The organism is Paenibacillus curdlanolyticus YK9, assembly GCF_000179615.1.
GTDB classification, from domain to species: Bacteria; Bacillota; Bacilli; order Paenibacillales; family Paenibacillaceae; genus Paenibacillus_T; species Paenibacillus_T curdlanolyticus.
Map to the genome: position 1 here is coordinate 225,303 of NZ_AEDD01000002.1, position 20,683 is coordinate 245,985.

Genomic DNA, 20,683 nt, shown 5'->3' on the forward strand with positions numbered 1-20,683 from the left:
CAGCGGCAGCGCGGAAATAGGGAGATGCCATTGCATATTGCGCAACGGGGAAGGCGGCTTAAACTGTTTTTGGCACAACGCGTCCCTTATGGACCGTATCTCGTTGCATGAACTGCAAGGGGAACGCTCGGGGCCGGCTTTTCATGCCTTGTTCGTTGTATAAAGTGCAACGACATGGCAAGGAGAGGAGAGGTACCATCTGTCCAAGAAAATATAGTTTTAGATTGGGTTAGTTACCAAGCCTCTTCTCTATCGATGTACCATTTTCCATCAACCTTGACAACGGGAGCCGTCTCGTTTAATTCTTCTGCTGTATTCAAAGGCTCCCCCCATTTCAAAGTTGCGTGATAGGTCACATTCCCTTTATTCCCATTAAGCTCCACGTTGAGAATCTTAATCGAATAGTGAGAATCCTTGTGCACTCCTCCAGCAAACTGCTTTAACATTGGTTCTGAGCGCTTCTCGGGAACTATACACGCAATCACAAGGTCTGTTTCAGCATATAATCTTGCTTTAGAATAGCTTTCCACAATACTGCTCGGATTTTCGTAATTCGGGATTTCTTCATTTTCTCGAAGAAAAGTGTAGTAAATCGCTAATATAAGAGTAAGCACAGCAACGATTAATATTGCTTTTCGTTTCGATAAAAACAGCTTCATCTGCGACCTCGCTTCAGTTGATTTATCAACTTAACTAGTAATTCATATAAATCTATATAACGTATAGTTATATTTTTACACGTTTCGCCGAAAAACCCGCAACTTAAATGTTTGTAATATCCATGCTTGTCCACTAGCTTAACGTCTTTTCCACTTTACTACTTTCTTTTCCAGTGTACAACGTTATTTTCTTAGTCTAACACTTTATTTTTTGATACCATCGGGTTCTATCTGGTCACAACGGGTTTTATCGCACGGGACCACATTATGTTGTGCCTCGCAACAATGCTTCCGGAGTTAGTCCGTGATGCATCTCACAGCGAAACGCGCTTAAGTTGTGGTGTAATTGAGCTATCGAAGCGCATTCGCCTTTTTGTAGAAGAGAGGAGTGGTAGGAATGCTGTCTGGCGTAATTCTGGCAGGAGGCAGCCACCATGCAACGAACGGGGAAAACCGCGCTTTCCTCGTGCTGGATGGCGAGACGCTGCTGGAGCGGCAAATCCGGGAAATGAGCAGCTGCTGCAGCGAGATTACGATCGTCACGAATGATCCGCGCCCTTTCCTTCGCGCCGTTGATCGGGAGATCCGGATCATAACCGATTCCTACGCGGGCAAAGGAATGCTAAGCGGCATTCACGCGGGGCTGTCCTTATCGAAAAACCGCCATGTCTGGATTCTCGGCTGCCATATGCCTTTTCCTTCCGCGGACGCTGCACTGCTGCTGGCGGCACAGAAGCCGGAAGGGGCGGAAGCCGTCATGCCTTGGATTAACAGCAGTGCCCATCCCTTGCATGGCATCTATGATCGTTCATGCGTGGATAAGGTCGGGACGCTGCTAGACGGCGGCAGCATGAAAGTCTCTGCTCTGCTGCATACGCTCCAATGGTCAGAAGTGTATGAGCCTGTTTTTACCGAGCATGGCATCAGCAGCAGATTCATCGAGTCGATCCATGATGCGCAGGATCATGAACGGTTGATCACACAGATTTCGCAATGCGGCTGACGCGAATCAAATTCATTGTAAAAGTGTGAGCAATGTCATAGTAGGGAGCTGTCGAAACAAGTAACCTTAAGATAGAAAACGGAGGTGCTTGATCATGGCGATGAAGGAAAGCGAAGCAAAAGATCGGGTAGGAGTCTTGGACGCCTGGCACGGATTCACCTCAGGAAATTGGCAGAAGCACATCGACGTCAATTCATTTATTGAAGGAAATGTTACACCGTATACAGGCGATGAGCAGTTTCTGGAGGATGCGACCGACGATACGAAGGAGCTATGGGCGCAACTGTGCGTTCTGTTGAAGGAAGAGCGCGAACGAGGCGGCGTGCATGACGTTGATGTGAATACCGTCTCGACCATCGTGTCCCATAAACCCGGCTATATCAATCAGGCCAAAGAGAAGATCGTTGGGCTGCAAACGGATGCGCCCCTCAAGCGGGCCGTTCAGCCTTTCGGCGGGATTCGGATGGCGATTGATGCATGCGATGCCTATGGCTATAAGCTGAATCCGGAACTGGAGCGATTGTTTACGGAAATACGCAAGACGCATAACCAAGGGGTATTCGACGCCTACACGACCGAGATGCGGGCAGCCCGCAAAGCGGGAATTATTACTGGCCTGCCGGATGCTTACGGCCGCGGCCGAATCATAGGCGATTACCGCCGGGTCGCGCTGTACGGGGTAGATCGATTGGTCAAAAGCAAGAAGCAAGAGCTGCTTGAGCTAGAGAATGAGCCGATGACCGAAGACGTCATTCTGCTCCGGGAAGAGCTGTCCGAGCAAATCAGAAGCCTCGCAGAGCTGAAGGCGATGGCAGCTGCTTATGGCTATGATCTGTCCCTTCCGGCTGCAACAGCGAAGGAAGCGGTGCAATGGCTGTACTTTGCTTACCTTGCGGCAATTAAAGAGCAGAACGGCGCAGCGATGAGCCTCGGGCGCGTCTCCAGCTTCCTCGACATTTACCTCGAGCGCGATTTGAACGAGGGGATCTTGACGGAAAGCGAAGCACAGGAGCTTGTTGACCATTTCGTGATGAAGCTGCGCATCGTGAAGTTTCTGCGAACGCCGGATTACAATGAATTGTTCAGCGGCGATCCGACATGGGTGACGGAATCGGTAGGCGGCATGGGGCTAAATGGCGAGACGCGCGTCACGCGCAATTCCTTCCGATTCCTTCATACGCTGTACAATCTTGGTCCTGCGCCGGAGCCGAACCTGACTATCCTTTGGTCGGCGAAGCTGCCGGACAATTTCAAGCGTTACTGCGCGCGCGTTTCGGCAGAGACTAGCTCGATCCAGTACGAGAACGACGATCTGATGCGTCCGCACTTCGGAGACGATTATGGGATCGCCTGCTGCGTTTCCGCGATGCGGATCGGGAAGCAAATGCAGTTTTTCGGCGCACGCGCCAATCTGGCCAAAGCGCTGCTCTACGCGATTAACGGCGGTGTGGACGAGAAGCTTGGGATGCAGGTCGGCCCGGTCACCGCACCAATTACATCGGAAGTTTTGGACTACGAGGAAGTGAAGGCCAAGTTCGACGTCGTACAGGATTGGCTGGCGAAGCTCTATATTAACACGCTGAACGTCATTCACTATATGCATGACAAATACAGCTACGAGCGCATCGAGATGGCGCTGCATGACCGGGATATTTTGCGCACGATGGCTTGCGGCATCGCCGGCTTGTCGGTCGTCGCAGACAGCTTGAGCGCCATCCGTTATGCGAAGGTTCGGCCGGTACGCAATGAGCAAGGGATCGCAATCGGCTTCGATATCGAAGGCGAATATCCGCAATACGGCAACAACGATAACCGCGTCGACCAGCTGGCCGTCGAGCTGGTGGAAGGCTTCATGAACCGGCTGCGCAAGCACAGGACGTATCGCGGGGCGCTTCCGACGATGTCGGTCTTGACGATCACGTCGAACGTTGTCTATGGCAAAAAGACCGGCAGTACGCCGGATGGCAGGATGGCGGGCCAACCGTTCGCGCCTGGGGCGAATCCGATGCATGGCCGTGATCGCAAAGGGGCGCTCGCATCGTTGGCATCGGTCGCCAAAATCCCGTATGCGCACAGCCTGGACGGCATCTCGAATACGTTCTCGATTATCCCGAAGGCGCTCGGGAAGGAAGATGAAGCTCGCTTCAGCAATCTGGCTGCTTTGCTCGATGGCTATACGACAAGCGGCGGGCATCACTTGAACATCAACGTCTTCAACCGTGAGCAGCTGATGGATGCGATGGAGCATCCGGAAAATTATCCGCAGCTGACGATCCGTGTATCGGGCTATGCGGTTAACTTTATCAAGCTGACTCGCGAGCAGCAGCTGGACGTCATTAATCGTACGTTCCACGGTGAAATCTGAAACGAAGCTGCTGCACGCACATTATCCAATTTAAGCAAGGAGCGTGACCCTCATGAAAGGGCGTATCCATTCCATGGAAACATTCGGGACGGTGGACGGGCCAGGCATCCGCTTTGTCCTGTTCATGCAGGGCTGCGCGCTGCAATGCCAGTTTTGCCACAATCCGGACACGTGGGACCCCGCAACGGGCCGCCAAGTAACGGTTGATGAAATCCTCAATGAGATTGAACCCTATCTAGCCTATTATAAAGGGTCTGGCGGCGGCATTACCGTAACGGGAGGGGAGCCGACATTGCAAGCCCCGTTCGTTGCCCAGCTGTTCAAAGCGTGCAAGGAACGATTCGGACTCCACACGGCGCTGGACAGCTCCGGTTTTTGCGATCCATCCCATGCAGTCGAGCTGATGACTTATACCGATCTGGTGCTGCTCGATTTGAAGCAGATGAATAACGCGAAGCATGAACGGCTCACTTCGCAGCCCAATGAACGGATTCTGGCATTCGCCCGATGGTTGTCGACGATTCATAAACCAGTTTGGCTCCGGCATGTGCTAATCCCGGGAATTACGGACAGTACGGAGGATCTGACATCGCTTGGCGCGTTCATCGGTCAGCAGGCGAATATCGAGAAGATCGAATTGCTTCCTTATCATCGAATGGGCGTGTACAAATGGCAGCAGCTCGGCCGGACTTATCCGCTCGAAGGCGTTCCGACGCCAACCGATCGCGAGGTCAATCGGGCTAGAGCGCTAATCGATACGGCGATGAAGCAGATTGGAATCAACCGATAAGGTGTGAAAGAAGAGGTGCAGCATTGCGCCTCTTCTTCTTTGTCCATGCAGCCCTAGTGTATTTTTCCTCACATAAGATTAAGGGTTTTTCCCGCCAAAGATCAGTGTACTCCCCGATGGTTCAAATTTGCAGGCAGAGGTATGATGGATACAAATGAACGATCGGAAGGGGAACGAACGCCATGGCAAATCCAATCAAGCGTGCGGAAGGTTTGGCTCCGGTTTTATCTCAAGATAGCTTCGAGAAGCTGCAAAGCATTATGTATGTGAAGCAAAAGGAAAAAGGGAGCAGCTTGTTCTGGGAAGGCGATCCTGCGGACAAATTGTTTTACCTGCTTGAAGGACGCGCCAAAACGACCAAGACGTCCGATAGCGGCAGAGCGCTGACGATGTACTTGCATCAACAGGGGGATCTGCTCGGCCAGATGGACCCGTTTCAGGATTCGGTTCACGGCTTTAGCGCGGAAATAACAGAAGATGCCCAAGTCGGCATCATTCAGCGCAAGGATCTGGAGGTGCTGCTTTGGCAGCATGGCGATTTAGCGGTCGAGTTCATGAAGTGGATGGGGATGATGCATCGCCTCACCCAAACCAAATTCCGGGATTTAATGATGTTCGGCAAGCCAGGCGCATTATGCTCGCTGCTCATTCGTTTGAGCAATTCCTACGGAAAAATGAAGGACGGACAGATCGTGATCACGTTGAAAATCAACAACACCGAGATGGCCGACATGATCGGAGCAACAAGAGATAGCGTGAACCGGATGCTGAGCGATTTGAAGAAAGAAAAGGTGGTCGACTACACGAACGGCTGCTTCATCATAAAGGATCTTCCCTATTTGCGCGATGTGTGCCACTGCGAGAATTGTCCGAAGGAAATTTGCCGGATGTAGTGATTTACTAGCCAGATAGCGCAATAGAAGGATGGAACATGGAGGAAAGGAGGCGTACAATTGAAGGGACCGGGGAAAAACGAGCAAATGATGCTGGAGCTTGAACGCATACGCGAGAGAAGCGGGAGCGACTTTGTCGCGTATGCGATGCCCGCCGAGCATTATCGGCTTATGCGCTGGAACTTTGTAATCGGCAGCCGCAATGGTAGAGTAGGCCAAATGAAGCTTAAACCCGGCATTGGCATCGGCGGCATGGTGCTTCGCCATGGCGTGCCCTATACGATCAATGACCGTGAGAACCCCTTATTATTGGGAGAATGTCCGGTCATGCTTGCAGAGAAGCTGGCATCAGCGATCGCATTCCCGGTGCCGGCCGAATCATTATGTTCCTTGAACGGGATATTGCTGCTTGGACGAAGAAGCGATCAGAGGTACGATGTTCACGAAGTGCAAGGACTCCACACTTTCCTGCATATGCTGGTGGAGAGTGAATAAGCGCATGCGGAGCTAACGCGAGGCGGAGGAGAAGAGGGTGAAGAATGATAACAATCCTAATTGTCGATGATCATGCAATGGTACGTTCCGGATTGCGCATGCTGCTGAACGGACAAGCGGATCTAGAGGTTATTGCCGAGGCTTCCGATGGGGATGAAGGCATTCAAGCAGCGCTTGAGCTGCGACCGAATGTGGTGCTCATGGATTTGAGCATGCCGCATGGCAAGGATGGGCTTACCGCAACTTCGGAGCTTAAGGAGAAGCTTCCGGAGCTTGCCATTCTGGTATTGACTATGCACGATGACGACGAATACCTGTTCCGTGCGATTCATGCCGGGGCGGCAGGCTATGTGCTGAAGAACGCGCCGCATGAGGAGCTGCTGACGGCCATCCGGTCCGTTGCCCGAGGCGATGCCTACTTATACCCGACAGCTACGAAACGGCTGATGAATGACTATGTGGAACGAATGAAGCGCGGCGAAAGCGGCGATGTCTACCATTCGTTGTCGGATCGCGAGAAGGAAGTGCTTGGCTTAACGGCCAAGGGTTACGCGAACAAAGAGATCGCCGAGCAGCTCGTCATTAGCGTGAAGACGGTCGAAACGCATAAGAGCAATGTCATGGAGAAGCTGGGACTGAAGACAAGGCCCGAGCTGATCAAGTATGCGATGAAAAAGGGGCTGCTGCAATTTGAATAAGGATGCAACGCCTCCGCATCGAAACGTCATTGCCGAGCATGTCGAAACGCTGCTGTCGCAGTTGGACGACCGCATCGAGAACCTACCATTTCGCACGGCGTTGAGGCAGTCTTTAAAGCAGCTCGCAGATGTCAAGTTTGCGCTCGATGAGTCGTCGATCGTTGCTATGACGGATCATAAAGGCAAAATTCAATACGTAAACGATAAATTTTGCGAAATATCGCAATATGGTCGGGAAGAACTGCTTGGCAAGGATCATCGCATCATTAATTCCGGCTATCACGGCAAGTCGTTTATGGACGAGATGTGGAAGACGATTTTATCCGGGAAAGTATGGAGCGGCGACATTAAGAACAAAGCCAAGGACGGCTCTTACTACTGGGTCAATACGACGATCGTGCCGTTCATCAGCGAAGAAGGAACCCCCTACCAGTATCTTGCCATCCGCAACGAAGTAACCCGGCTCAAGCAGGTCGAGGAAGAGCTGCAAGCGATGTTAGCGAAGGTGATGACGATCCAAGAGGACGAGCGTCGCAAATTTTCCCGGGAGCTTCATGATGGGATCGGCCAAAGCTTGTTTTCGCTGCTCATTCAATTGGACCGCGTCATCGCTGCTCCGAGCCAGATGAATGAGGACCTGAGCGGCATTCGTCATCACGTAGCCGGCATAATTGAAGAGGTGCGCGGATTAGCTTGGGAGCTTCGCCCTTCGGTGCTCGATGACCTCGGCATCGTACCGGCCATTCGAACGTATATCGATAACTTTTCATCCCATTACGGAATTCGCGTAGCATTCCACTGCAATTTGCACAAAAGACTCGGATTACAAAGTGAAACCGTCATCTACCGGATTATACAAGAAGCGCTGACGAATATTGCGAAGCACGCAGACGTCTCGGAAGCGGAGGTTTCCATTCACGAGCATGAATTCGAGGTTGTAGTCCAAGTTGTGGATCGAGGCAATGGATTTGATCTAACTGCCAGAACCCAAGGAGTAGGCCGATTCAGCATGAATGAGAGGGCTAGAATTGCAGGCGGCAGCTTAGCATTGGAATCTGCACGAGGCCAAGGCACTGCTGTTACGCTGACAATTCCGAAAACGTAGAGGAGCTGAGATGGATGAGCGAAAAAGCATTTGTGATGATTAAACCCGATGGCGTGAAGCGTGGACTAATAGGAGAAATTGTCGGCCGTTTCGAGCGGAAGGGACTTCAGCTTGTAAGAGCTGAGCTGATGCAGCTTTCGAGTGAAACCGCGCGTATCCATTATGGTCATCTGCAGAGCAAGCCGTTTTTCCAAGAGCTGGTTGATTACATTACGTCAGGCTTTGTTTTTGCAATGATTGTGGAAGGCAAGGGCGCGGTCAAAAATGCGCGTGCGCTGATCGGTCCGACGAATCCGGCCGAAGCGCCGCCTGGCACGATCCGCGGCGATTATGGCTTGGATGTCGAGGCAAACATTATTCATGGCTCCGACTCGCCGGACAATGCGGAACGGGAAATTAAGCTGTTTTTCCGATCCGAGTCGGCTTGACTTGTCGTTAACGCCTCATGTAATAATATCGGTAGAGCGTAATTACATATACCGATGGAGGGTATTCAGACAATGGAGATCAATAGAGTTGGTTCGCGGCCTTCTGCCAAGGGGCATGCCGATTATTTTACTGGAACGGTTCGTCTGGACCCGCTATTCGAGGCGACTGATCCTGCTCGCGTAGTCGGAGCCAGCGTTACATTCGAGCCCGGCGCTCGAACGGCATGGCATACACATCCGCTCGGTCAGACGATAATCGTGACAGCAGGAAGCGGACGCGCGCAGCGCTGGGGTGGCCCGGTTGAAGAGATCCATCCCGGTGACGTTGTATGGTTCCCGCCTGGAGAAAAGCACTGGCATGGCGCAGCACCAACGACAGCTATGACGCACATTGCGATTCAAGAGCGAATGGACGGCGAGACGGTTGAATGGTTGGAAAAGGTGAGTGACGAGCAGTATCAAGCGTGATCGCGAACAAGAGGATTTTCGTTAAAAGCCGCATAAGTGCGGCTTTTTTATTTTGCCGATTTATATTATACCCGGGTAATACTTGTAGCCTGTGAGTACCCTGAACGGGTGTTATCACTCACCTCTATTATGTCCAGCTCAGGTAATCCGAACCTTCCGCAAGCTTCACAGGAAGTCATGGCATTGATGACAAAACCAGCCCCAAACCCATTTGAGGATGAAGCAGGATTTTTGGAGAATAGTCTCACTTTTGCCAAGCGCATCGCGGGCACCGGCTATCCGTTTGATGAGGACGCTTATCGGGCGCTCATTATGGAGGAAGTCCGGCGAGCCTACGATCCAGGCAGCGTCGGACGACAAATTGCTGCGATCGCTGTCTCCGGTGATAGTCGTCCGCGGCTGGCGTCCATAAACGTACCATCACTTGTCATTCATGGGCGGACGATCCCCTGTTCGTCCCTGCGTGCGGCGAGGACACGGCATCTGCCATACCGGGTGCTGAACTGATGGTAGTGGACGGCATGGGACACGACCTGCCGCACCAACTGTACGAAGCAATTGCTGACGGTATAGAGCGAACAGCTCGTCGCAATTAAAGCTTGTTTACTAACAGTAACGCCATTAGAACGAATAGGATGGGAAACAATCGAATAAGCGCCGGTTTCATGACGATTTCGTGAGCTGGCGCTTTTTTTGCAACACTTGACATACCCCCAGTGGGTATATTATACTCTCGTTACAAGAATACCCCAATGGGGTATGTGTAAAGCCAGATCAAGTGGAGGTTTAATGATGAGAGGGTTAGTATTTGTTATTATTTTAGCCGTTGCGGTAGCGTTGTCCGGCTGTGGGAAAACAACCAGCGATCATAATAGCCATAACAGCCATGAAGTTGAGCGTGCCGATTCAGCTACAGACAACACAGAGGCAGTATGGACGTTATCAGCCGATCATCCGAGCCCTAATGCTGATGTTACAATTAAAGTGAAAATCCAGGATGACAGCGGCAAGCCTGTGGAGCAATTCGACATTAATCATGAGAAGAAAATGCATCTGATTATCGTAAGCAAGGATCTATCGTACTTTGACCATATTCACCCGGAATATCAGGATAACGGCGAGTTCACGATTACTACGCAGCTGCCAAACGCAGGCGAATTTAAAATGTTTGCCGACTATATCCCATCTGGCGGAAAGGCAACAACGAAAAGCAACGTCGTGACCGTTCAAGGAACGGCACCTGCGGCGGAGACGCTCGTGCCAGATCTTGAGAAGGAGCAAATGATCGACGGCAAAAAGGTATCGCTAGATTTCGATAGCCTGCAAGCGAATAAAGAGGTAAACATGACCTTCCATATGACAGATGCCCAAACAAACAAGCCAGTTACGGATTTGCAGCCCTATTTAGGAGCCGTCGGCCATGTTGTTATCCTAAGTGAAGATGCCGAAAATTATTTGCATGTTCATCCAACAGAAGAGAAGGCTAAGGGGCCGGACGCCAAATTCATGACAAGCTTCCCGTCAAGCGGCAACTATAAAATCTGGGGGCAATTCAAACAAAACGGGAAAACATTCATTGTACCTTTTGTTGTGAACATTCCTTAAGGAAGCAGCTTGCCCATACAGCATAAAAAACAGGAAAATGCGAACCCGGTGGGCGCATCTTCCTGTTTTTTATCGTACAGCTTTAATGCCAAGCGCCTTGATTAGGAGACGGTTTCCCAGTCAAACTATTTTCGAACATATCGATAATCGCTAGGAATCGCTCCGCTTCCCGATAGACATGATCAGCAAGAAGAGGATGAATGATGCTTTTGATCCGGCAGGCCGCGATCAGGTCACGTGCTGTCTTTTTAAAATCCCGAAGGCTGGCGACGGATACCCGATTTTGGTCCAAAAATTGACTTAAAAGCGGTTGGGTTTGCGATTGAGGTCGCATCGAACTTAGATCCTGCGCTTGCCAAAGCAACTGATCAAAATCATGGCTAAAATCACGTGCTTGTTCGACTAGTTTTCGCTCGGAAGGATCGAGTAAATGTCCGATGAATTTGGCATGGTCAGCCATTATTTTCAAGAAGAAAACATTCTCATCAATGATCGCATCCGCTAATGGCTCTAATTGGCCGTTATTGAGTTGTGCGAGCCGATTTCTAAAATAGTTCGCTTCTCTGCTGGTGTGGTCAACTAAGAGCGGAAAATTATTGGCGCCGGGCAGCTTGCAAGTCAAAATTAATCCGAGTACTTTGCGTTTGAAGACCCAAATGTGCGAAGCGGCATTATAAACCTCTACATTAAACGTCTGAATTTGCTGTGGGTCGGTCGCTGTCGTAAACGCATGCGCTTTCGCTTCAATTTGCTCGAAAAGCCGGTAAAAACCGTCTGCTTCCTGAATTAATTGTGTATCTTCACACCGAAAGCCGAGCTTTAAAAAAAGCGAATGCTCTTTCATGATTCTTGACCAAAAACGAATCTCATCAAGCGAACGCGCAACAAACGCATCCACGATCCAATCCCCTCCAGTCTTCATTCTTTTAAGCTATATGCCTGCTGACGGGTTTGATTACATTAAATTATGGGAGCACAAAATAATCTTGTTGACTCTGAACCGCTAAATGACTTATCATAGCCGGATATGTTAGGGGGATTACTTCATGGCAAAAGCGAAAGTACCGAAGCGACCGACACGAGACGAGTTTGTCTTAGAGGAAATAGGAAACCAAATCACTGAGGCGTATAACGAGAAATCAGATATCCTTCTCACCATATGGGGATGGGAAGAGCCATTGCGCGGACAGATCGTTCACTTGGATTCCAGAACAGGCAAGGTACACGTTCAGACGAAGGAAGAAACCGTTAAGGTTCCGTTCATGGACATTATGAGCTTGGATTACCCGCGGGATTAACAAGCATCAGGATGATCATTTGATGAATCATATCGCCTGAAAAACGTAAGCTTCCTCAAACTGAGGGGACTCTGGCTGTCGAGAAAGTCTCGACGGCCTTTTTTCGTGTAATCAGGGTCAAAAGAAAGCGCGCTAATCGGTCGGTGAACGGACCGGAGTACGGATAGGGAAGAAAAAAGTGCGCTAATCGGTCGGTGAACGGACCGGAGTACGGATAGGGAAGAAAAAAGTGCGCTAATCGGTCGGTGAACACGCCGGAGTGCGAATAGGGAAGAAAAAAGTGCGCTAATCGGTCGGTGAACGCGCCGGAGTACGGATAGGGAAGAAAAAAGTGTGCTATTCATTCGGCAGCACATTGATCAAATCAAATCATAAAGGATCAGTAGGCGCCCCAAACTAGGGTTGAATAAAAATTCAAATATATGTATAGTTATTCATTGTGAAAAGGGGGTTGCTACGCTATGAAAGTATTTGTAGATGGCCAGTATGGTACGACAGGTTTGAAAATACATGAAAGACTTGTTCAACGGAATGATGTCGAGCTTTTATCAATTAACGAGGAGCATAAGAAGGACCCTCACATCCGAATTCAATTTATGAATGAAGCAGATGTTGTGTTCTTGTGTTTGCCAGACCAAGCTGCTCGAGAGGCTGTAACGCTTATCACAAATCCTCACACTCGAATTATTGACAGCAGTACGGCATTTCGTACCGATGATGCTTGGGTCTATGGCTTGCCTGAATTATCCAATGTACAAAAGGGTGCCATAGCCAACGCTAATCGCGTGTCGGTGCCAGGCTGTCACGCCACTGCATTTGCACTAGCCATTCGTCCACTTGTTCAGTGTGGAATGCTTCCTCGCGATTATCCAATTAGCTGTCACTCCTTGACCGGTTATAGCGGTGGAGGCAGGGCATTAATCGAACGATATGAGTCAGACAGCACTACCGAGTCAATCGATCGGTTCAATCGTACGCAGCACTACAGCTTAAATTTGGACCATAAGCATTTACCTGAGATGCAGAAGTTTACCGATCTTGCTTTCCAGCCAGTATTCCTTCCGACGGTATGCAATTTCTACAATGGCATGGTTGTGACTGTTCCAGTGGTTACACGCCTGCTTCCTAATCAACCTAGCCTCCAAAATATTCATACTGCTCTTACCGACTATTATCAAGGGGAAGCGTTCGTAAAAGTCATCCATCCGGAGGCTACAAAGGGAATGAGTCAATCAAACCTCGATCCGACATTATGCAATGGAACCAATAACGCTGAGATTTTTGTCCTAGGGAACGACGATCAAGTTCTTATTGCATGCAGATTGGACAATCTCGGAAAGGGCTCCTCGGGAGCAGCCGTTCAAAACATGAACCTCATGCTGGGAATAGAGGAGGGATTGGGCTTAACTCGTAGAAATAACAAAACTTAGTTAAGAAACGAGGGGGAGAAATAATAGGATGAATCCAGAAATTACGGTAAGACGTGCAACTATTGCCGATGTAGAGGGTCTCGCGAGGCTAAATCAAGCGTTCAATGGCGGGAGTCTTAGGCCTGCAGTTCAAATCATCGAAAGTATACAAGTAAACAGTGAAATGATCGTTGTAGCAGAATACCAAGGCACAATCGTTGGATTTGGATGCGCTCAAAGAGTGGAGTAAGAAGTATACACGTGTTGACGGGGAAAAATAAAGCCGATGCAATTAAAACATACGAGCATTGCAACTATGTAAAACACGATGAGCAACTGTTGAAGAAACGGCTAAGTCATTGAACAATCACTGGTTCCATAGACCCATATCAAATGAGCAAGGCATTTACTATAATGAGCATGCACGAAATAGGATAACGCTTCCAGACATGCCAATTAAGAAAGGGGTAATTTATGAACGTCAGCCAACCGATTGTCGGGACAGGCAATCGAAATCTCCACTACGATCTCCGGTTTCTAGGGGACGAAGGACAAGGCGGACCCTATGTCCTCAAAGCAGGAAATGTCTCCTACCCGCTCGTCGAGCATACCCTTGATTCTCTCAGTGCGAATGGCTTTCATACTGCGTCGGAAGTCCCGCATCCCACTCATTATTGCGCCTCCGTGCCGCATGATCGTTCTAAGGTGCAGCTTATTCGTGTCTATGGTCCACCTGATGATCAAGGAATTCCCTCGCTTATGGCAACAGCCATCTCCACCTCTGAAGCTGATAAAGTGTTTTCCGCCGCTGATATTGCAAAATCCATTCTTTTTCTAAATCCTAGCATTACCGTTCTAACAAACGAGCACTCCGATATTATGCTCAGTCATATGAATGACGTCCCGGCGATCAGCCAAATGGTGTTTATGCTTGAACAGCTCAAGGACAGCTGGAATACGACAAAGCTAGTAGTGGACGATGACGGCAAACCGGTCTTGGACAAATCAGGGAAGCCCTACTATACCTACGAGCTGCATCCGTATTTGCTCAATCTAACGGCAGGCGCTGCGGCTGATATTAAGAAGAAAGCATATAGTGACGAAGCGTTGCGAGGCGTGCGGTGGAATGTTCAACCGGGCGTCAGCCATATTTCAGCGAACCATCAGAATTTGGCCGCAACTGCCGTGAGCTCGGGTGGCTATCACTATAATCTGAAGGATGGCGGACCGCAATACGGGGTTTCCGTACAAATCGAGAAGCTGACCGACGCGTTCGAGCTCGATTTGAGAGTCACCAATTCATACATTCGGCACATGTCGATTTACGCGACCTTCTATAAAGGGAACGGCGTCACTCCAATTGAGATCAATACGGACGATTTGCTGGCGATTCTAAGGGGAGAAAATCTGACTGACGTGCAGCAATGGATCGATGCGTTAGGAGAAGCGGAGCAGCTCCTCTTGGGAACGAAATCGGTGAAATTCATTAGCACGGTAAGCGCGGAGGGCACCTTCCTTGGCGTTCCGGTCAGCGACGCTACCTCCATGATTTCCTTGCAATTGCCGTCTGCTGAGCCGATCGGCAAACTTCGTCTGTCAATTGGAAGCCTGGGGAACGGGAATTCCCATTCGGATGCAGACCCAGTCGCGGCATGGATCGGGATCGGTGCGACAGCGCTGTTGGATTTAGTTATTCCTACTATCTCTCTGGTTATGACAGTAGGGACCGAGAGCAGCAAGATGTTCGACACGCTGTTCAAAAAAATCACTTTCATTGCTCCTACGGTCTATTCCATCTATACGGTTGTTAAGGATATCATCAATAACTCAAGCAACACAGGCAATGACGTAAGAGATTTTCTTACTTCGTTTGCAGACCGGATTGTATCTAAGCTCCTCACAGGGACGGAGTTCGCTGCGGAGCTCGCAGCTATTCTAGCAGCTGAAGAGGTTGAAGAAGCGATTCCCATCATAGGATGGGGACTCAAAGCATTAGCGATCGAGGGAACGGTCGTTCAGTTGGCCCAAACGGTTAGCGAAGTGATCACATCGCCGCGTGTCGTCGATTTTGAACTGACTGTAAGCATGGACGCATCGATCACGCTGGTTCCACTGGCAGAGAATGGACAGCAAGCTGAATTTGCGGCTACCGCATCTTATTATATTGTGACGGCACAATATAGCGACAATACGACAAGAACGTATAAAGGCGATATTGCGGACCCTAAAGTATCCAGCCTATCGTTCGAGCTGAAGAACATTCCGGTCGGCGGCAAAGTAACCTTCTTGGCAGCAATCTATTCGAGTGAAGGCTGGCTGGTTGGCGGAGGAGCGTCTGCACAATTAGACAATGTGCTTACGCCTGGGAAGGAGCAGCTGGTCGCGTCTGTAACCGTCAAGCAGATGCTATATCCGCTTACGGAGCAAACTACTTACCATCACAGCCAATTGCTTGTGCAACAAAATGGGCGATATTCATGGCAGCAGACATCCGAAGCACCCAAGGAAACAGCGGAAAACCTCGGCACAGGCGGTACCGGTCATGAATTGGAAAGCTTGGCAGGCATCACGCTGAATTCAAACCTTGGCTTGCTCGGCTATACCTGGCAGGCTTCGGGCATGAACATCCCGCCTGTCGATGGAGATGATGGGGACAACCTGCAGCTCTATGCATTCAAAAACATCGCCTATGGACCGGACCCGAATGCCGGCATTATGAATACGCCCAAGGGCTTTAACAAAGCGCCGCTGCTCGCCTATCCTCAGTTCGGGGAAGAAAGCGGTGCCGCTGTCTATTTCTACTTGGATCCGACAGGCGACACGAAAGACGGCTTCCACCTCAGGCAGATCAAGCCGATCAACGACGCTTCGATCCCGCAGGACAGCCCGCAACGAGCATTCGATCTATCGGGCAGCGAGAGCTGGGGCCGATTCAACCTGCTTCCGACATCAATGGCGTATCACTCGAACGGGTACATCGTTGCCGTGAACCCCGCTTATCCCGTCATGCAAATTTTGCAAGTGCCGTCGAGCGGCCAGCCAGATCAGCAGGCGCCTTGGGCGACGATCAAGCTCGGACCAGGCACGAGGGAAGGGCTGCTGCTGCAACCGGAGCTAGTAGCGATTGCGCCAAATCAAACGATCTATGTTCTGGAGAAAGGCAATCAGCGCATCCAAGCGTTCAGCCGCGGGGGCCATCCCGTGTCGGCGTTCACGAACGCTGACCATCCGTATTGGATCAATTTGGTCAATCATGATTCGACGCAAGATATTAAATATCTCGCGATGAGCGTAGAAATTCAAGGCCACATCTATGTCCTGAGCCAATACGGCAATGGCTATGATGCGAATCAATATTATTTGGACATCTATACGCCAGCAGGAAGCCATATGCTCACGCAGCAAGGCTTGGTAGCATCGTCTTTAGCTGTTGATCTATGGCGCAATTTGTATTCGCTTAATTTCCAACAAATCAGCTCTCCAGCTGGACGAACGGAGCCTTCGGTCAGCGAATGGATTCCGAACACGCCAAGAAAGGAAGGTTCGCAATGAACCCTATCACAAAATGGAGTTTATATACGTCGCCATACGGATACGCGGGGAGCTATTATTCCCAATTAGGCTATGCGGGCGGTTTGGCTGTCATATGTGCGGGCAATAATGCCAACAACTATGAATATGAAATCTATAACTTGGGCGGCGGGGTGGTCGCGCTCAAGGATACGAAAACAAACTGGTATTGGAACAGCCATTATAATGACAATATGATGTTATGGTTAAATATCGATCATAATTTTACGTCCGATCAAATCGGAGACGAGCAGAAGTTCAAGCTTATTAATCGCGGGCATGGCGAAGTCGCGTTTCAATGCGCAGCAGGGCATCTCGCCGGACAGTATATCCAAGTGACGAATGAGGGTTGGTATCCGGTCAACTGGGGTTTCGGGAAAGCGACGGTCGGCATAGGGCACGAAACCAAGTTCAAGGTGGAAGGCGATCTGCTGCCGATCCTGATCGTTACGAATTCAGCGCGGGATCTCGATCTATCCGGCAAAGACCTATCCGGTTTGAACCTCGACAACGCCGATCTGACCAACGCTGTTTTCCGCAATGCCAATTTTAGCCGAGTCCAATCGTTTCAAAATGCGCAATTTGTTTACGCCAATTTGCAGCAAGCAAATTTTGACGGCTTGAGCTTGCATGGCGCGAACTTCACGCATGCGGATTTCACCGGGACGAATCTAACGAAAATATTGCCGTCGTCTGCCCAGCTCTCCTCAGCTATACTTGCTGGGGCAAACCTGACTGGCGTTAATCTTTCCACGTCTAATCTGACGAACGCGAATTTGACTGGCGCGATTTTGGATGGTGCCAATCTGAGCGGAGCGGACTTGTCAGGCGCTGACCTGACGGGCGCATCTTTGATCAATACGATATTTGACGGCGCGATCATGCATCATACGAAGTTTATCCGTTGTGACCTGACATCGGCTTCCTTCAGCTATCCGCCTGATTTTACTCGTGCCGAGAATGACCGCACTACGTTCCTACAGGCTACCGTGCCTTATAAGCTACTAGGCAGCAATTGGTCCTATTTGGATTTGTCCGATGCGAAGATTACAGGCATTCCGGAATCGATAGCGAACTTGAACGCGGATTACGCGCTGCTGCCTGATGGCCTTGATTTAAGCAAAAAAGACCTTCGAGGCGCCTCCTTCAAAGGCAGCCGGATGTATGAGCTTCAGCTTCAGCAAGCCAACTTGGAGAAGGCTCAGCTTGCGCATGCAAAGCTGAAAGGAGCAAAGCTGATCGGCGCCAATCTGACGCTCGCCAATCTGGACAGCGCATATCTTATATCGGAGAGCAAGTCCCGGGTGCTGAAAGATTCGAACAAGATTGAAGCCGCTGTCTTATCGGAAGCTTTCATGATCAATACGAATCTCACCGGTGCATTCTGCGATGGCGTTGACTTCTCCGGCGCTTTGTTCTTCACCTATGCGGGAATTGATCCTGATAAAACAGCGACCGCGAAGGGCGCAACGATGAATCAAGCCAAATTCAACAAAGCGATATTGATTCAAGCGGAATTTGATGGCACCCAACAGGGGGGCAGCAATTTTAGCGAAGCGACAATGGTTGGGGCCAGCTTTAAGCAGGCGCAATTGATTCCAGCCTCGCAGCCGCCTAATCCGGATGCAAGCTTTTATGGCGCTGATATACGCGGGGTAGACTGCACTGGCGCAAACATGGATGGGCTCGATTTGCGATCTGTGAAAGTATCTGTAGAAGCGGGCGAATTTAGCAATGTGTATAAGGATTTCTACGGAAATCCCATCCCGGTTATCGTCAATTATTCGGTTTCGGTATTAGGCAACACGACAAGCGGCACCACATGTCCCGATGGCTCCAAAGGGCCTTGCCATCTGTAGTTGACAGAGGCAATTCATGCATGCTGGGATGCCGCAATCTTTCGTACAACAAAACAGGAAGCTGCGATCCATTAGGGCGCAGCTTCCTGTTTTTATACTCATTTTAAGCTAATTATCCGTGCTTCTACAATTTAACCAGCGTCCATTTTTGCGCGCCAGTGCCGTTGTCCGTCCAGATCTGGACGTTCGTTCCGTCGGCAGTGCCTGAAGCAGAGACATCAAGTGCCTTGCCGCTATTTGCATTTATAAGCTTATAGCTGCCGTCTCCGTTCTGGACGACACTCCATTTTTGCGCGCCGTTGCCCAAATCGGTCCAGGCTTGAACATTGGTGCCGTCGGCTGTCCCGGACCCCGATACGTCAAGCGCAAGCCCGCTGTTCACGTTAATCAATTTGTAGGTTCCGTCAGCGTTTTGATACAGCGTCCATTTTTGAGCAGCGGTTCCGTTATCCGACCAGATTTGAACATTCGTGCCCGGTGCCGTACCAGCGGATGCAACGTCCAATGCTTTGCCGCTCGTGACGTTAATCAATTTGTACGTACCGCCATTGACGATGCTAGAGGAAGGAGGAGGAGTGCCGCCGTCTTGGTAGACTCGCACATAATCGACATACATTTTGGCAGGGAAGACGGTTGAGCCGTCAGGCGAGCCTGGCCAGTTCCCACCAACGGCCATATTCAGCAGGATGAAATGCTCCTTATGGAATTCTTCAGTCGAATTGATGTTGTTCGCAATGTTGGCTTCCTTGAATTGAACGCCGTCGATGAACCACTTGATCGCGCTCGAAGTCCATTCGATGGAATACACATGATATTGCGTCACATCGACCGCTTGGCTTGCGCCGCCGTAGGAAGCATGGCCGTTAGCGTCCCAATGGATGAAGCCATTCGTATTGTTCTCGTTGTTGACATGCTCCATGATATCGATTTCGCCGCTCTTAGGCCAGCCTACCGTTCCGATATCCGCGCCAAGCGTCCAAAATGCAGGCCACAAGCCTTGGCCCTTCGGCATTTTGATTCGCGCTTCGATTTTGCCGTATTTAAAGCTTTTCTTTCCTTGCGATTTCAAACGGGCCGACGTATAGTTCATGCCGCCGTACGATTCTTTTCTTGCCTCGATGACCAAATTGCCGCTTTCGATCCTTGCGTTTTCCGAACGATTCGTATAGTATTCCAACTCATTGTTGCCCCAGCCGCCGCCGCCAGTCTCGAACGACCAATTGTTCCCGTCGATCCCGGTCCCGTTGAATTCATCGCTCCATACGAGATTATAGGCTGCATTCGCAGTCGAAATGGGGATTAGCGTAACGACAAGAGAGAGGATCATAATAAAAATAAACGATTTCGGGCCTTTAACTAAACGTTTCATAATTAGCCTCCTTAAGGATTATGGCAAATCGTTATGAGGTATGTCGTCGTTGAAAGGACTACCCAACTCACCTCCTTCACAAAATTAAATCGTTTTCATTATGGGTGAAGCGCTTACATGGAAGAGTTTAACATGAGAAATGTGCGGTTCAAAATAGGAATCCAAACCTAATGTTAAACGTTTTCGAAATAAGCCATTCGAACTGCTTCGTGTCGAATTGTCGAAGCTGAATAAGTTAAGCGAAATCCACCATAATAGTCAAGTACACCCAGCGAAAGAATGGAGGATAAGCATGCTTGATAATCTCGAAAGCCATTATGATTGCGCGAATGCGAGCGATGATCTGCATCAACTGAAGCAAGAGCTGGAATCGCTTCGCGGCCAGCACGCACAAGGCAAAGAGTCACAGGAAGCGATCAATCGGCTAGAGAATCAAATCTCGTTCATCTTAAACAAATGCGACATCAATCATTAGTCCGCAATTCAAGCAAAAAGCCGCGTTCAACGCGGCTTTTTTATTTGCGCGGGATCTACATGACGGACACGAGCGTAATAGCATATTTCCTTTACGAAATCATACAATACAAAGGCCCTATACACTGAATACGCTTTCTGTTATATTTACTCTGATAAAATATGGATTTTTGCCGAATTGTGTAAAGTTTGCTC

General features: G+C 49.8%; 20 protein-coding genes. 17 read left to right on the top strand and 3 right to left on the bottom strand.

The window, feature by feature from the left end; genetic code table 11:
* Positions 1-233 precede the first annotated feature (233 nt).
* Positions 234-659 (bottom strand): hypothetical protein, encoded by a 426-nt coding sequence (locus PAECUDRAFT_RS04390; protein ID WP_006036900.1) that lies wholly within the window; start codon positions 657-659, stop codon positions 234-236.
* Between the two features lie 397 nt (positions 660-1,056).
* On the opposite strand from PAECUDRAFT_RS04390, the gene mobA reads away from it, so the two are divergent.
* From mobA to PAECUDRAFT_RS04445, 11 genes are all read left to right on the top strand, one after another.
* Complete coding sequence (mobA, locus tag PAECUDRAFT_RS04395; RefSeq protein ID WP_006036901.1) at positions 1,057-1,662, top strand: molybdenum cofactor guanylyltransferase; 606 nt, start codon at positions 1,057-1,059, stop codon at positions 1,660-1,662.
* Between the two features lie 94 nt (positions 1,663-1,756).
* Positions 1,757-4,027 (top strand): formate C-acetyltransferase, encoded by a 2,271-nt coding sequence (gene pflB, locus PAECUDRAFT_RS04400; RefSeq protein WP_006036902.1) that lies wholly within the window; start codon positions 1,757-1,759, stop codon positions 4,025-4,027.
* A 52-nt stretch (positions 4,028-4,079) separates the two neighbouring features.
* A complete protein-coding gene (gene pflA, locus PAECUDRAFT_RS04405) occupies positions 4,080-4,817 on the top strand; it encodes a pyruvate formate-lyase-activating protein (RefSeq protein WP_006036903.1) in 738 nt (245 codons plus the stop codon).
* 182 nt (positions 4,818-4,999) lie between these two features.
* On the top strand, positions 5,000-5,710 hold the full coding sequence (locus PAECUDRAFT_RS04410; RefSeq protein WP_006036904.1) for a Crp/Fnr family transcriptional regulator: 711 nt from the start codon (positions 5,000-5,002) through the stop codon (positions 5,708-5,710).
* Between the two features lie 60 nt (positions 5,711-5,770).
* A complete protein-coding gene (locus PAECUDRAFT_RS04415) occupies positions 5,771-6,205 on the top strand; it encodes a GAF domain-containing protein (protein WP_006036905.1) in 435 nt (144 codons plus the stop codon).
* Between the two features lie 44 nt (positions 6,206-6,249).
* Complete coding sequence (locus PAECUDRAFT_RS04420) at positions 6,250-6,903, top strand: response regulator transcription factor (protein ID WP_006036906.1); 654 nt, start codon at positions 6,250-6,252, stop codon at positions 6,901-6,903.
* Positions 6,896-8,008, top strand: a complete 1,113-nt coding sequence (locus PAECUDRAFT_RS04425; protein ID WP_006036907.1) for a PAS domain-containing sensor histidine kinase — start codon at positions 6,896-6,898, stop codon at positions 8,006-8,008. Before PAECUDRAFT_RS04420 ends, PAECUDRAFT_RS04425 begins: the two co-directional genes overlap by 8 nt.
* A 14-nt stretch (positions 8,009-8,022) precedes the next feature.
* On the top strand, positions 8,023-8,436 hold the full coding sequence (gene ndk, locus PAECUDRAFT_RS04430; RefSeq protein ID WP_006036908.1) for a nucleoside-diphosphate kinase: 414 nt from the start codon (positions 8,023-8,025) through the stop codon (positions 8,434-8,436).
* A 72-nt stretch (positions 8,437-8,508) separates the two neighbouring features.
* Positions 8,509-8,904 carry a (R)-mandelonitrile lyase gene (locus tag PAECUDRAFT_RS04435; RefSeq protein ID WP_006036909.1) on the top strand — a complete coding sequence of 132 codons (396 nt, stop codon included), beginning with the start codon at positions 8,509-8,511 and terminating at the stop codon, positions 8,902-8,904.
* A gap of 183 nt (positions 8,905-9,087) precedes the next feature.
* Complete coding sequence (locus PAECUDRAFT_RS26260) at positions 9,088-9,411, top strand: alpha/beta fold hydrolase (protein ID WP_233516721.1); 324 nt, start codon at positions 9,088-9,090, stop codon at positions 9,409-9,411.
* 282 nt (positions 9,412-9,693) lie between these two features.
* Positions 9,694-10,509, top strand: coding sequence for a hypothetical protein (locus PAECUDRAFT_RS04445; RefSeq protein WP_233516722.1), 816 nt, complete (start codon positions 9,694-9,696; stop codon positions 10,507-10,509).
* Between the two features lie 82 nt (positions 10,510-10,591).
* On the opposite strand, the gene PAECUDRAFT_RS04450 is transcribed toward PAECUDRAFT_RS04445, so the two are convergent.
* Positions 10,592-11,431, bottom strand: a complete 840-nt coding sequence (locus PAECUDRAFT_RS04450; RefSeq protein ID WP_040711497.1) for a DUF2935 domain-containing protein — start codon at positions 11,429-11,431, stop codon at positions 10,592-10,594.
* A gap of 124 nt (positions 11,432-11,555) precedes the next feature.
* Between PAECUDRAFT_RS04450 and PAECUDRAFT_RS04455 the strand changes: the two genes are divergently transcribed.
* From PAECUDRAFT_RS04455 to PAECUDRAFT_RS04475, 5 genes are all read left to right on the top strand, one after another.
* On the top strand, positions 11,556-11,807 hold the full coding sequence (locus tag PAECUDRAFT_RS04455; RefSeq protein ID WP_006036913.1) for a YolD-like family protein: 252 nt from the start codon (positions 11,556-11,558) through the stop codon (positions 11,805-11,807).
* Positions 11,808-12,268: 461 nt separating this feature from the next.
* Positions 12,269-13,237: an N-acetyl-gamma-glutamyl-phosphate reductase gene (argC, locus tag PAECUDRAFT_RS04460; protein WP_006036914.1), complete on the top strand. Its 969-nt coding sequence runs from the start codon at positions 12,269-12,271 to the stop codon at positions 13,235-13,237.
* A gap of 28 nt (positions 13,238-13,265) precedes the next feature.
* Positions 13,266-13,466 (top strand): GNAT family N-acetyltransferase, encoded by a 201-nt coding sequence (locus PAECUDRAFT_RS26265; protein WP_006036915.1) that lies wholly within the window; start codon positions 13,266-13,268, stop codon positions 13,464-13,466.
* A gap of 224 nt (positions 13,467-13,690) precedes the next feature.
* Positions 13,691-16,768 (top strand): NHL repeat-containing protein, encoded by a 3,078-nt coding sequence (locus PAECUDRAFT_RS04470; protein ID WP_006036916.1) that lies wholly within the window; start codon positions 13,691-13,693, stop codon positions 16,766-16,768.
* Positions 16,765-18,645 carry a pentapeptide repeat-containing protein gene (locus PAECUDRAFT_RS04475; RefSeq protein WP_006036917.1) on the top strand — a complete coding sequence of 627 codons (1,881 nt, stop codon included), beginning with the start codon at positions 16,765-16,767 and terminating at the stop codon, positions 18,643-18,645. The genes PAECUDRAFT_RS04470 and PAECUDRAFT_RS04475 overlap by 4 nt, the downstream gene beginning before the upstream one ends.
* Before the next feature lie 124 nt (positions 18,646-18,769).
* Here PAECUDRAFT_RS04475 and PAECUDRAFT_RS04480 read toward each other — a convergent pair whose 3' ends face one another.
* On the bottom strand, positions 18,770-20,014 hold the full coding sequence (locus PAECUDRAFT_RS04480; RefSeq protein WP_006036918.1) for an RICIN domain-containing protein: 1,245 nt from the start codon (positions 20,012-20,014) through the stop codon (positions 18,770-18,772).
* A gap of 292 nt (positions 20,015-20,306) precedes the next feature.
* Between PAECUDRAFT_RS04480 and PAECUDRAFT_RS04485 the strand changes: the two genes are divergently transcribed.
* Positions 20,307-20,489: a hypothetical protein gene (locus PAECUDRAFT_RS04485; RefSeq protein ID WP_006036919.1), complete on the top strand. Its 183-nt coding sequence runs from the start codon at positions 20,307-20,309 to the stop codon at positions 20,487-20,489.
* Positions 20,490-20,683 lie beyond the last annotated feature (194 nt).